The organism is Serratia sp. AS12, from assembly GCF_000214195.1.
GTDB classification, from domain to species: Bacteria; Pseudomonadota; Gammaproteobacteria; order Enterobacterales; family Enterobacteriaceae; genus Serratia; species Serratia plymuthica.
On record NC_015566.1, the window covers coordinates 1,138,255 to 1,151,389 of the forward strand.

Below are 13,135 nucleotides of genomic sequence, written 5' to 3' on the forward strand. Positions count from 1 at the left end.
CTCTGTGAATTGGAATAGATACAAATGGTTTTTCCGTTATCTGTCTCTACTACATCAGATAGAATCAGCGTGATTGCGAGAACAACAAACAGATTTTTCATATCAACCCCTATCAGGCTAATTCTCAGCAGTTAAGACACAGTTATGAAAGTTAAGCAAATTGGTGCCCATAATTATTGCATACGCTCCCCCTGCACGAGCAAAGACAACTTTATCCTTTCCTGCAAACCTAACTGAGGCACCTTCACTATCTAATTTACCTGATGAGATTGTATCTTCTTTAGTTTTTCCAAGGAGTGCAAACTCAGTAGCTTTGTTATACATTTGAACCTTGCCCTTTTTAACAGTAGTGCCGGGAAGAATATCTGGCGTTCCTTCCATTAGCTTACTGACATACATATCACACTCAAACACCTGATCAGCTTTAACACCAAAAGAAGCTAACAGAGCTACAATCATCAATAAATTTTTCATGGTTTATTCCTATTACTAACTTTTAAAAATCAACTTCCATCATGGCTTTGGATACATCACTATCTGTTATCCCAATGTAGGCTTGTGTTGTGGCGGCGCTGCTGTGGTTCAACATTTTCATGGTTAATCCAATATCTTTAGTCTTCTTGTATACAGCATACCCCAGAGTTTTCCTCCCGGTATGTGTTCCGATCTTCTTCCCTAATCTCTCACCGGCCTCTCTGAACGCCTTGCTAACAGATTGGCGTGATACTGCCTTACCTTTTGCCCTGTTAGTCTCAACCTCAAACAGGTAGACGTGGTGGGGGTGTGTCTCCTTACGTTCTGCAATCATGCCTAGAACAGCAGGGTGCAATTTAACACGGCGAATTTTGCCCGTCTTTTGCTCTCTCACTTCCAGCTCATCACCTTTGATATGTGAGTACTCAACCGGTAATGCATCGGATATGCGATAGCCAGTATGAGATAAGAATACGAACAGGTCACGGTAAAGAGTATTGCCATTGTTCATATCAACCAACAACGTTTTGAACTCCCCGATCTCCTCTTTACTGCGTAACGCCTCAACTCTCATTTGTCACTCCCCTAACTTACATTTCTATAGAGTTATTATTGATCAAAATAATGATCATTTTCAATGAGTTACTAGTTGCATTCAGCACAAAATGATCAAGGTTAGCAGGGTAACTATTAGAAAGGAATTAAAGGTAATTAAGGGGTATTTAAAGGCTATTTAAACTACCAAGTGAATAATCACATAACAATTTGATATTAAAGGTTTTATTGTAGATATCGCAGTGCTTAGTGCGCCAGCGCGACACCCAAAAAAATTCCTTCATGATTTCAAAATATCCTTCGAAAGAATTCTGCATAAAACGTGAATAAGCAGTGAATAGAATGGCTGCGCCTTAGACACAACAATCAGAATGTACGTAACTCACTGATATTGCAGTGTTGCTAGTCTCTAACTTCCAATTTGTCATATTGTCGCATAGGGCGGTGAGGGCATAGGCGTGCCGATTCAATCTTTGGAATTGAGAATCAATATCACTACAAATGCGATCAATTATCATTCATTTTGTAAGTGAAAATTAACATTAAATTGAATAATTCAAAAAGAGATAATTTTGTTTGGTTGGTATTCCAACATCATATTGTACGGATGCTTACTAGATAAGGTGTTGTATTGATGTAGATATGGAGGACACCACCATTTCAGAGTGACAAACCGATAGTTAATATGTAGTAATTAAAGCGTCTTTTTAGCGATGTTAGAGCGTATTTCACTTGGTTTAAATTCTGATTGGAGTCATTGTAAATGAGCATTAACAAGTTGGAAGTAACGAATGAAGACGCATTTATTCATTTTCTTAATAAATCAATGAGCAAATCTAAAGTATATCAGGAACAATGGGATGCTTATGTTGAGGAAGTTACTAACTGGCTGAGTATTATGAGTAATCCCAATATTGGAATAAGACTTATTGATAAGAAAGAAAATGAGTTCACGGTGTTGTTTGCAGACGTTATGAAGATAAAAATCGAATTTGTTAATAGAGTTTTAAATGCTTACATAAACTATTACGTTGTTGATTCAGGTAAAGAAGACAGAGAACCTTTCTATACATTAAAAAGTGAAGGGAGTAGTACATGGGATGGGTATGAATATGTTTTCCAAAATGGTATGGGGCATGGGACTCTTCACTTTATGAGCGTCTTATCTACATTCATTAAAGACGTGCACAACTGATCTTATTGTAATTGCGATCTTTCTCAAAAGTTCTGCGGGAACCATAACCAAAGACCTCGCAGAACCCTGATTATAATTCTGACAGAGTATATGGGTGACCACCCATATATGCATGGGGGTGACTATATGGGTGTGCAGGGGGTGACTACCCATGTAACCACTAATCTATTATTAATCTATTACTATTAATCTAATAATTATTATATACTTTATAGTTGGTTAATTAATAGTCTATGATCCATGCATGAATATTTATCGGCGTAGAACGGTTTCACAAGGTGGATTCTCCACGCCGATGATGATCTATTGTGCTCCGCACCACGACTATGTAACAGGTTCAGCAGGTTATCGCTTAACAGCTCAACCGGCTTACCCTTAACACTCATTAACCCTTACTTATCCATTACATTTCTAAGTAAGTGATTCGTGTTTGATGTACTCATGTGCCACAGGCATAAATATCAGTGCACAGTGTGCACTAAAACTTATGGTCGGTACGACCATAAAACAAGATCTTTTATTTTGATAATTATAAGTAGTTAATAAATTATTATAAATTAGTATAAATAAGATCTAAGTTAGTCTTGTAGGACCATATGGTCATAAACAGTACTTGACCATTTGGTCATAAACTAGATAAACCGGTATTCTATACAATATAGATGATGTGTCTCCGGCATGGCGGCGCCAGCCAGCCCTTCAGCTTTTGCGCGGCGAGGGTATTATTAACCTAGAAGGGTAGCCGCCAATATCCCTATATCGGCCTGACAGTCTCTGTACGCCTCCGTAAGCGTTTTTTAGTGCATTGGGTAGGCCGATGTATATCCATTCTATTAAAACGCCCCAGAATGTCTTACAGGAGCTTTTAGGGAGATTTATAAATTAACTTGCAATTTGTGTAAATAATATTTATTATAAAATAGGTTATTTATTTATTGTAATATATTGACATTGCCACTTATATGTGTTATATTAACTTTAGGTAGCAAATAAAACCAACCTTTATATATAGCTTGCCGGGTTTTCACTCGGTGGGCCTTTTTACACCCAAAACAGGAGAAATATGAATAAACGTAGAAAATTTAAAACCGCGCAGGATATTGCAAATGCCATCCATGATGGATCTAAGAACCTCCGCCGACTGATTAATAAATTATCCCCGAGCAGTGCAACATCGACCGAGTATAAAGATCTAATCCGTCTCGGGATTGCGCTGTTTAGAGTACAGGAAAGCGCCCGAAAACTTGATGCATTGAAAAACAGTGGGGGTGAATGAGAGATTTTAATATTAACCTCACTGAAGGGCAGGTAGACGCTCTGGAAGCTATGGCAGATATGTCAGGCATGACAAGAGACCAGTTTGTAACTCATGTATTAAAGAAGGAAATTTGCCTTTTCATCGAATGGTACAATAAACGATTTAATAAAATCACCAATGAGGAATAATGACAGCAGAAATTAACTACGAAAAAAATCATACAATGCCAACCCGCCGCGATATATTTTTAGGTGTTCTCAGGGATAAAGTATTAACCGTTGATGAAATGCTGTTACGGATTCCCACATATCCAGAATATGCCCATGCCGCAGCATACCGGGCAATTGAGATTTATCAGAGTCAGTAAGAAGAAAATACTAAATATCCTATAAAAAGAGGAAGGCGACTATGGACATTAAATTGGACAAAGTGACATTTGAAACATTAAAGGCGGATGCGGATTCTAACGGGATAGCAATAGGCACTTATATCCGCCACACTTTAAGAGAATTAGCAAATGACCTACGTATGAGGGACAATGACCGAGAAGAAAAACCAAGAGAAAAATCACCAGCATCACAGTTTTAACAGTTACAACCCAATTTATGCGATAAGCTATTTTTATGTTAACGGGAAAAAGGAAGGCTTTAACCTACGAGAAAAATCCGTTTACTCCTATTTATTGCATTGGCAGGTATACGGAAGAGATAAAGAAGCGCACCCCAGCCTAAAACGGATGGTTGATGATTTAGGTGTATCAAAGGGTACTTTGGAAAAATCCATAACCAATTTGGAAGAACTCGGATTACTCAAAAAAATAAAAAATATTGGATACTCTAACAGTTACGTCGTGCTCCCCATTGATGAGGTTTTATCCCTAACTTCTGGAGGCCCGGCAGAGAGCCAATGGAAAGGCACCCGCCACGAGGCGACTGATCGCGCTATGCAAAATCTGGCAGTTCAACCAGCACCCGAACCTCCAGAAGTTCCTGGGGGCAGTCCTGAGGAACCAGAGGATGAGCCGGATTATTTCAATGGATGGGATGATGACGATATAGCGTTTTGAGGGTAAACATGATTATGCTTTACATAAATATTTTATCAGTGATGTACATCGGTTTTTCCATTCACAATATCAAAGTTAAAACTAAAAAATAATGGAGGTGTTATTTCAGGATTATACAATCAGCGTGACTCAGACCCAATGGATGAGTTGGTCATATTCAACAATGTAAAAAGAAAAAGAAAATCGACGCGCAATAAGCAGGGTGAAGAAAAAGTAAAGGTTCGTCGTGAACCGAAACCGCATTATAAATTGTCTCCAGCTCTATCAGAAGAAGAAAAAGAAATAATTTCATCTATGGAAGGTGTCTATTTTAAACCCCGTCCGCGCCTGATTGGTTATAAACACCTTGATGATGTGGAACGTTGGGAGGTCATGGGGTTTACCTCTCTCTACCACTACGAGACATACAACTACCTGCACCGTTTGAGCAACGAGGAGTGGGCAGGAAATGAGGTGGATATCGTGGGGATGACAGTGGGCGGTAAAAATGAATAACATTGAAGGTAGCATTAAACTATTTACATTTAAAAATACTAAAACTACACCAGATAAAATCAATAATATATTTCAAACTAAGCTGCAAAAATTTCAAGCTATTTATCTAACTAACCTACAGCAACAAATTTCAACTTTGGTAGGCAGGGAAGTAGTTTACCCAGAGCAGGTGGAAATGGTGCTAAACGCATATTGTGAGGCCAACGATAGGCTGCTGAAGATATACGAAGAGTTAGAAGGATATCAAGATATAATTACCCCCTCGTTCCTAAGTGTTTCCATAATGGAATATATGAAGTCGGCGGGAGAGTTGGTTGAGTCTTTATCACGGAAATAATGATGAGTCAATGCTATTAATTGACAAATACAATGAAAACTGTTAAAATAGTATTAGAGAGGATATGTTTTTTATCCTCTTACGTTAAATAACGCCGCTTTATGTTCTAACCAGTTCTGGGCGGGTGTTAATACGTATAGTGTTGAATTTGTTACTGACGGGTTTATCACTGAAAAAATGAGTAAGACACCGTTATGTAGCGTAGGCGCTGCGCTCCGAGGAAATATGACTGGCATCGATTTCCTCACCTATTTACAGCTTGTCTATTTGATGACACATTCCGGATAGAGAGCAAACCAAACTAGAGTTTACGCGCTTTGGGCCTTTTACCCTGTGTCGGCGGGTGAACTCTTCCCTAATTAACAATTCTCCTTGTTGATATTTTACTTTGATTGCTTTTAGTTAATATATGCCCTTGCATGAGGGCTATATTTTTATCCGCATCCGTGAAACTTAATGAAAGTCACATTTAAAGTGAGATTTAACAATGAGAAAATATATTATAAATCAATAAATAAAAGTTAAAAGTAACTTTCAAAGTTATTTAATAAGGATGTAGAAAATGAAATCTATTGAAATTAAAAAGGCAACTGAAGGAAAGGTTGGGGTTACTCTCATCTGTGATCCGGATATTGCTAATGAGATGTACCTTCTCGCGAAAGAGAAAGGCATCGAAGTAAGCCTTGAACCGGGTGCTTTAACAGAGCATCAAGAAGAAATTAAATCAACGTTTGAAACGCTTTTAAAAGAAAAAGTAGAACAAAAACAAAAAACAATTAATAAGGAGTAATTAAAATTATGATCAATTTAAATCAACTGTATGGTGACCCCCACCGCACTATGACTAACGTAGTCTCCTACGTAGGTGATTTTATGACTGTCAAACGTACTCGCCTGTTTGCTAATCTCCCTCAAGATGTCGAGGCGGGCAGCATTGTAAACGCAAGCGGAGCATTGTTTACCTCATCTGATACTAATCCATACGTAGTGTTGGAGCCTTTTGTGAGTGCTGGTTCTAATAAATATATAGTGGTGCATGAAACGGGTGCAGCCGGTCTGTTTTTCAAAGCTGAAGGTCTCAAAGCCGCTGATGCTGCTGGGCTGACGGCGGCAATTGCTCTACTCGATGCACAACCGGGTGTTCAGGTAATGTTCACCGTTAACATCCCAACGACCTAAGAATAAAAATAATAAAAGGAATATAAAACTATGGCAAATTATGGTTATGAAATTGTAGATTTAGCACCTCTATTTGAGGTTTCGCCTGTTAATAATTTCTTGCTTCAAGCTCTGAATGTTTTTGATTACGGCACCTCGGATACACCGAAAATCGAAATAGACCGAATCATGAATGATAACGCCACTCTAATGAATGACAATGTAAAACGTTATGGTTCTGAGCATAATACTACCCAGCTACCAACGGCTACGGGTTACCTTGTCGAAATTCCGCATTTTGCGCGTATTGATCAGATCAGCTCTCAAGACTTCCAAGGGCGAAAATCTCTTCGTGCTGACCGTGAGGAAATATTACTGGATATCTCGACTGAATATGTGGCTCGCCATAAACTGGCGCACAGTCGAACCGTAGAGGCATATCTGGCGAATTGTTTGTTCAATGCAAAAGTTAACACGCCAAAGACAGACGATCAGCTAATTGATTATTCAACCCAGTTTGGCACGGCTCAAAAGGTGGAAACTCTAGCGCTCTCGGACGCGTCCCTTGATGTGATGCAAGCATTCGACGGCTTTGTGAATGAACTTGCTGTTGATGGGCAATCCTTGGTTAGCTCTGTGCGTCGTTACGTTCTATTCGCTGGCGCGTCTATGTTCTCTAAGATCCGCTTCCATGCATCTATGAAATCAGCTTTCCAATACGTCAATCCTTTGGATGCTGGCAACGTTGTGTTTAATGTTCGTGAGGTTCTCCCTAACGTTCAGACCTTTACAATTCCAGGAACAAATATTGATGTTGTGAAAGTGGCTGACCCTATTTTGAGTGCTTATATCGGTGCTGATGAGGGTATTCTCCTCCCTATATTCGTTGATGGGACTGGTGCATATCAGCGCATCGCTGGTCCTGCATCACGCGACCTCGATTTAGCACTGGGTGAAACAGCTGAATACTATATGACACTGCGTAAATCCAATGACTGGAATGATCTCTCAATTCGATTTGAGGCTGGTCTACTCCCGGTTAACCATGCATTTAACCTGAGCATGAAAATCACAGCAGCATAATTTATTGATTAAAGATAAGGGGCGTAACGGCTCCTTTATTTTTAAGAACGTTCGTTATATTTATCGATAGAGGTAATTTATCATTATGCGATTTGTAATCGAGAAGAGTAATCACACAAAATTCATGAATCTGAGTTTAGATGAAGCATTAAATAAAAAGATTGTTAACTTGAATGCATTGTGCCGGGCTTTTGGGATAGCTCGTAGCACGGTTATTTCCAGAATGGAACAGGGCATGGATTTAGCAACAGCATTGACTATTGAAGATCAGAGAATAAAATAATAGGAGGTTGAATGGCAGTAAAAGTAAATGCGGCAACGCTCATTAATACCGTCAGATATGACACAGATATGCAAAGCTTCCGAAAAGTTAAAAAACAAATGGAAGACTTGAAAAAAGCCATGACTGCCAAATCAGCAATGGGAAATGTGTTTAATACGAAGCAAGTTCAGCGAGAGGCGAAACAGGCAGTAGCGGCAGTTAGGCAGGCTAATAAACAGGTTCAGCGTGAAATGCAGAATGCGCAGAAACGATATAAGATTACTTTACCGAATCAGGGAAGAAATGGTTCAGGAACGGGAATGGTTGGGACTGCCGTTGGCGACCCTGCAACGGTTAAACGCCAAATTCAGGCTATGCACCAACAACAAGCTGATGCAAAACTATTAGCTAAGCAGCAGGCTGATGCAGCAAAGAAAAGGGCGGTAGCTACCCGAGTGGATTTGAATGCAACCCTGAAGCAGGAACGCGCTTTATATAATATCCAACGCATGCAGGGATTGGATGCAGCCCAGAAATATCAGGCAGCTAAAGCGGCTCAGGAAATCGTAAATCAATATCGCCGTGGTGAGTCTGACCTCAGATCAATGAATCATCAGATGTCGCTTTTAACCCAGAAGACGCGAGACGCAGCAGTGGCAGCGCGTAGGCTCCAGAGCGCCCAAAAACCACATAATGCGGTAGGTAGGAGCGGTTTTGGTCTTGGCGGACTTGCTACTGGCGCAGGCGCTTATCTTGCAGGTGGTGCAGCATTAGCAGGTGTTGCAGGTGCTGGTTATGCGGGGCTGAATGCGGCTAAACAATCAACCAACCGCAATATGCAATACAGCTTGGCTGCGAAAAACAGTAATACCTATGCTTCCGTTATACAGGCAATGGTTAAATATGGTCGGGAACAGGGTGTTGATTCTGCCAACCCTGAAAAAATAGCCGATAATTTTAAAGATGTATCCGAGAAGATTGGTGATTTCCAAAATAATGCTACGTGGAATGCGAAGAAAAATGAATGGTCAGGTGGTGGTGCTGTAGGTGATGTAGCTAACCAGTTGGGACTTGATAAGAAGACAATCGATTCCTACAAGGACAGGCCAGTTGAGTTTCTGAATCTCATCCAGAACCAAGGCAAGCAATTAGGATTATCAGTCAATCAGATTAACAACCTTTTTGAAGGGTTGGGGGATGACCTTCTTTATTACCGTCCGTTGTTCGAAAATGATGGTGAAGCACTTATTCAATCCCTGAAGGATATGAAAGATGCGGGAACAATGCTGACGCCAGAGATGATTGTAGCATCCCAGAAGCTTAATTTATTCGGAATTGCTATTGATATGCAAACAACCGCGTTGCAAGATAAATTCTCATTGGGTATTGCTGATGCAATTGGGAGCACCAAGGATTTAGATTCGGCATTTAAACTACTGCAAGAGCCTGTTTACAAGTTGGGTTCTTTACTGGGTAACACTATTAATGAACTGGACGGAATATCCAAGTTCCTGAATGGATTTACTTTCGATAACCTAATGAAAAGTGCATCTGAGAGCAGCCCGAAGAGTTGGTATACATCTGCTAATGATGAGTTGAATAAATTTATCTTTGGTGGTTCGATTGCTGATAGCATTGGAAATGTATTTAGTGGTAAATCAAGTACAGCTCCAACTATGTTACCAACGCCAACGTTGAACTTCTCAGATAAAGACAATCTTTTGTATTCTGCTATTCAATATCAAAACCCGACTATCAATGTAAACCTAACTCCAACACTTAATACACAAGTTAATGTCAGTCCAGATCCAGACTTTGGGAATATTATCCAAGCGAAGACCGCGCAGGCGGTAGGTGATGAGTTTAGGAATATGACGTTAGGAATGCAGGCGACAATGGGCAACAATTTTAATTAAGTTTTTTATAAAATAATCCCGGGTTTGCACCGGGCTTTTTATTGCACAAAAAATCCCATAAATGCATGGGTTATTGGGATTTATCGTATGCATTATAGTCGCTTGATAATTCTATGCAGAGTTGACCGTGGTAGCCCTGTTTTGTCTGCTAGCTCTGCTATTGTTCGCGCCTCGCGGTTGTCCCACAACCTAATGACTGCATCCAGCGTTTTCCAATCATAAACGGTAGGACGTCCACGTCTCGAGCCAGCATTGATTACATGCAACGGCAGTAGGGTATCTGCACAAATTGACGTTTGGCGGATTTCCCCAGTTCGGGATTCTTTGCGATACACCACGACACAAACAGGCAGAGGGGCACGGTTGAATTGTCTGGTCTGGGTAACGCCGGTGGCGGGGACAAACCGCATCCCCCTATGACACCATCGGATTTCGTGGCAATAGGGATTGGCGAATACATGATCTAGGAAATATGTTGCCTGCGTCCGGGCTGGAACAATCATCACGCTGCAATCAGCTTCTGAAGCTTTCGCTAGGAATTCCCCACACATGGAATATGGCGGGTTACAGAAAACAGTATGACCCTCCCAACATTTGCTCAATGCATCATTGTCGGCACTCCAGTAGGTAGGATGTAGGGTGTTTTCCTCGGATGCTGCTGCGTCTACGGTGAAATTAAATTCCCGATCGAGGTTGCTGTAGGCACGTTGGGGAGTTCTCCACTCATCGCTACCTCCGTGCTTTGTACCGTTTTGTGCATATTTCATTCAACATTCACCGACTCAACAGATTCAACAACTCTCAGAATATCACGTAGCGTAAACGACGTTGATTTCCCTCCCTACAGGTGTCACAATAATAGTATGACACCTACATGCAATGCATTGAATCAAAAGGGTTTTTATCTTTCAGCGCAAGCTGGCAGGGCCTCCACCAATTTCAGCCTCCTGCAAAAGCTACCGACCTAATTTGGCGATATTATGCCGCTTTCTGTCCGTCGCACGCTTTACTGAATGGAGATCCGATCTTCAATCCAGTCAGTACCTAAAACATGGTTTTCACCATTTGTCACCCTCAACCATCCTCGTACGTAGTAGCTCTGGCCATTAGCGGTGATAGGCGAAATAACCAGATTTCGGCGATAAAATCCGCGATAATAGATCCCAGATGATGGGATTGATGCTCCGCTGGTACCCGGCACACTTTTGATTGCATCAAAGTTTTCTGAGGATGGATCGCAGTCCGTAGGAATAATCACGCCTACTGATGAAAACCAGCCAGATGGGAAGTTCATAATACCCTGATTCATCGCCTCTCCGCCGGAAAAAGCGGGCAGGCACATCATTTTATTATCTGCCCCCCAAATAAATGCGCTTCCCTGACTAATTGAAGCTGCATTTTTAAACAGGTTACCCGCTGCATGGACAACAGAGTTTCCGGTATTATTGTTGTGGATACAGGTGTGTTCTGCGCCAGTCCCTGCTACCCAGCGGCCATTCGCTAATCTGTTGCTTTTTTTGAAGTAGGGATCTCCATTGAATATACAGTTTTGTATCTCCACTGCCATTTTTGAGTTAAGATAAACTCCTTTTTCAGAGAAACCATGAAGAATATTGTTTGAGATTTTAATGTTCCATGAATCAGAGTTTAAACTCAATGAACCGGTAACTGCGACGCTTATACTTGTGCCCATATTAGTTAATTGATTACCACTGATTAACAGGTTGGTCAGTGTACCTATGACGTTTATCCCAGTACAATTTAGATCGGAATGAAGTATTTTTGGTGATACAGGTCCATTTCTGGCATACCGGTTGCCATAATGATAGTCGGCGTAAAAAAAATCGGAATTATTATTTTCTAATGTAGAGCTGGCTGGCAATGTTCGGGTTAATATATTTTCAGTAATGGTTATTGAAAATGCACCCGGATAGATACTTCCATTGATATCCAGATTTGACTCGTAGAGGTAAGGTTCAATAGGTGTGATTTTCCCATTGATCGGCTTGCCAGGAATTGTTGTTGAACCTGTATGAAGGTTAATGCCACCAATATAAATGTACTGCTGTATATTCCCAGTATCAGGTGCAAACACTTTCCCTCGGAAAACATCACTGACTGTATTTCCTTTTATAATTATGTTCATTGGAACCTGAGAACCTTCCTGTGCTGCGCCGCTGATCGCCGGCGTATCCATGCCGACAGCGATAGCCCGAGCATGGGGTCTGACCAAGGTATTGCCTTCTATCACGGTGTTTTTAGCACCAAGCGCACAGATGCCCTGACTGTCGGTGATCGTGTTGTTGCTGATACAGATAGAATGGTCGACAACGGCAGGATTGATATCATCGGTAACATGAACCGCAATGCAATCATCATTAATAAATGAAAAGTTATTATTGGCGACAATGACTCGTTTGAAGTTAATTAGCCTGATACCATCCGCAACGCTACGATCAAACTGGCAACCGGTAACGATCGCCGTTTTCCCTCGCCAGATGCTGGCCATCATATATCTGGAGTTAGAGAATCGGCAATCGGTTATTCTTAGTTCACCATCCAGCATGGTTACCCCTAGTAAATGCCTGGCTTTATCTCGGCCACCGCTCCAGTTGCCATTATTGCCCCATGAACCATTAAATCCTAACGCGTTTATAGTGAGATTGCAGACATCAACACCGCCAATTCCTGCACTACCAGTGCCATATTCATCTTCAAAGTAAAGTACTGACTTCAACATACCGTCACCCAGTAATGTGACATTTCCGGAAATGGGTAAGGCTGGGCCTTCTTTACTGTATTGTTGAGGATTTTCCGGATCATCGATTGGTTCAATGAGGCCCGCTTGAGGAAAATATCGATAGATTCCCGCTGGAAAATAAACCGCTTTACCACTGGCTTTGGCGATTTTAATCGCTCTTCTTATCGCTGCAGTGTCATCAGTTATACCATCACCGATAGCATTTTTATTTTCATAGTAGTCTTTAACATTAATAATATTGCTGTTGTTATCCATACTTAATGTCCTTCTGACATGGTGTGATTAATTTCATAGCTTTAAGATGGCCGTTATAATGTTAAAATTATAGATACTTTACGTTGACGACAAGAGTCTGATGTTTGGTTATCTCTCAGCAGACATGCGAGTAACCTTGTGAGAGGGGATATCCCCGCGCTATAGGGGGAGCTATATCAGAGATGTACCTGCTAGTACTGAGGAAATATGCTTGCGGAATGGTGAGCAGATGCAGGTATTGATCAGTACATACAACCCGGCAATCCGTATATGAGGTTTGCCAGGTCAGTCCTGGCCGCTGTATATGTTCAGGCCAATCA

General features: G+C 41.0%; 15 protein-coding genes. 11 read left to right on the forward strand and 4 right to left on the reverse strand.

Translation table 11 applies throughout. The features are described from left to right. Positions 1 to 117 precede the first annotated feature (117 nt). Together SERAS12_RS05270 and SERAS12_RS05275 are read right to left on the reverse strand one after the other, a co-directional pair. Entirely contained in the window at positions 118 to 474 is a 357-nt protein-coding gene (locus tag SERAS12_RS05270) for a hypothetical protein (RefSeq protein WP_013811759.1), read from the reverse strand. Positions 475 to 496: 22 nt separating this feature from the next. Beyond that, entirely contained in the window at positions 497 to 1,048 is a 552-nt protein-coding gene (locus tag SERAS12_RS05275) for a tyrosine-type recombinase/integrase (RefSeq protein ID WP_013811760.1), read from the reverse strand. A gap of 744 nt (positions 1,049 to 1,792) precedes the next feature. Between SERAS12_RS05275 and SERAS12_RS05280 the strand changes: the two genes are divergently transcribed. From SERAS12_RS05280 to SERAS12_RS05330, 11 genes are all read left to right on the forward strand, one after another. Next, complete coding sequence (locus SERAS12_RS05280) at positions 1,793 to 2,224, forward strand: hypothetical protein (RefSeq protein ID WP_013811761.1); 432 nt, start codon at positions 1,793 to 1,795, stop codon at positions 2,222 to 2,224. Positions 2,225 to 3,287: 1,063 nt separating this feature from the next. Continuing rightward, on the forward strand, positions 3,288 to 3,500 hold the full coding sequence (locus SERAS12_RS05285) for a hypothetical protein (protein ID WP_013811762.1): 213 nt from the start codon (positions 3,288 to 3,290) through the stop codon (positions 3,498 to 3,500). A gap of 169 nt (positions 3,501 to 3,669) precedes the next feature. Beyond that, positions 3,670 to 3,849 (forward strand): hypothetical protein, encoded by a 180-nt coding sequence (locus SERAS12_RS05290; protein WP_013811764.1) that lies wholly within the window; start codon positions 3,670 to 3,672, stop codon positions 3,847 to 3,849. Positions 3,850 to 3,890: 41 nt separating this feature from the next. Further along, on the forward strand, positions 3,891 to 4,070 hold the full coding sequence (locus SERAS12_RS25325) for a hypothetical protein (protein ID WP_013811765.1): 180 nt from the start codon (positions 3,891 to 3,893) through the stop codon (positions 4,068 to 4,070). Beyond that, on the forward strand, positions 4,021 to 4,548 hold the full coding sequence (locus tag SERAS12_RS05295) for a helix-turn-helix domain-containing protein (protein ID WP_013811766.1): 528 nt from the start codon (positions 4,021 to 4,023) through the stop codon (positions 4,546 to 4,548). Before SERAS12_RS25325 ends, SERAS12_RS05295 begins: the two co-directional genes overlap by 50 nt. Before the next feature lie 138 nt (positions 4,549 to 4,686). Further along, the gene (locus tag SERAS12_RS05300) at positions 4,687 to 5,043 is read left to right on the forward strand and encodes a hypothetical protein (protein WP_013811767.1); all 357 of its coding nucleotides are present in this window, start codon (positions 4,687 to 4,689) and stop codon (positions 5,041 to 5,043) included. Further along, positions 5,036 to 5,380 carry a hypothetical protein gene (locus SERAS12_RS05305; RefSeq protein WP_041415922.1) on the forward strand — a complete coding sequence of 115 codons (345 nt, stop codon included), beginning with the start codon at positions 5,036 to 5,038 and terminating at the stop codon, positions 5,378 to 5,380. Before SERAS12_RS05300 ends, SERAS12_RS05305 begins: the two co-directional genes overlap by 8 nt. A gap of 562 nt (positions 5,381 to 5,942) precedes the next feature. Continuing rightward, on the forward strand, positions 5,943 to 6,170 hold the full coding sequence (locus SERAS12_RS05310; protein WP_013811768.1) for a hypothetical protein: 228 nt from the start codon (positions 5,943 to 5,945) through the stop codon (positions 6,168 to 6,170). Positions 6,171 to 6,178: 8 nt separating this feature from the next. Beyond that, positions 6,179 to 6,559 carry a hypothetical protein gene (locus tag SERAS12_RS05315; protein ID WP_013811769.1) on the forward strand — a complete coding sequence of 127 codons (381 nt, stop codon included), beginning with the start codon at positions 6,179 to 6,181 and terminating at the stop codon, positions 6,557 to 6,559. A gap of 30 nt (positions 6,560 to 6,589) precedes the next feature. Next, a complete protein-coding gene (locus tag SERAS12_RS05320) occupies positions 6,590 to 7,621 on the forward strand; it encodes a major capsid protein (protein WP_013811770.1) in 1,032 nt (343 codons plus the stop codon). 294 nt (positions 7,622 to 7,915) lie between these two features. Continuing rightward, positions 7,916 to 9,799: a hypothetical protein gene (locus SERAS12_RS05330; RefSeq protein WP_013811772.1), complete on the forward strand. Its 1,884-nt coding sequence runs from the start codon at positions 7,916 to 7,918 to the stop codon at positions 9,797 to 9,799. A gap of 92 nt (positions 9,800 to 9,891) precedes the next feature. On the opposite strand, the gene SERAS12_RS25330 is transcribed toward SERAS12_RS05330, so the two are convergent. Beyond that, positions 9,892 to 10,566 carry a DNA N-6-adenine-methyltransferase gene (locus SERAS12_RS25330; RefSeq protein WP_013811773.1) on the reverse strand — a complete coding sequence of 225 codons (675 nt, stop codon included), beginning with the start codon at positions 10,564 to 10,566 and terminating at the stop codon, positions 9,892 to 9,894. Positions 10,567 to 10,805: 239 nt separating this feature from the next. Beyond that, a complete protein-coding gene (locus SERAS12_RS05335) occupies positions 10,806 to 12,815 on the reverse strand; it encodes a right-handed parallel beta-helix repeat-containing protein (protein WP_013811774.1) in 2,010 nt (669 codons plus the stop codon). Positions 12,816 to 13,135 lie beyond the last annotated feature (320 nt).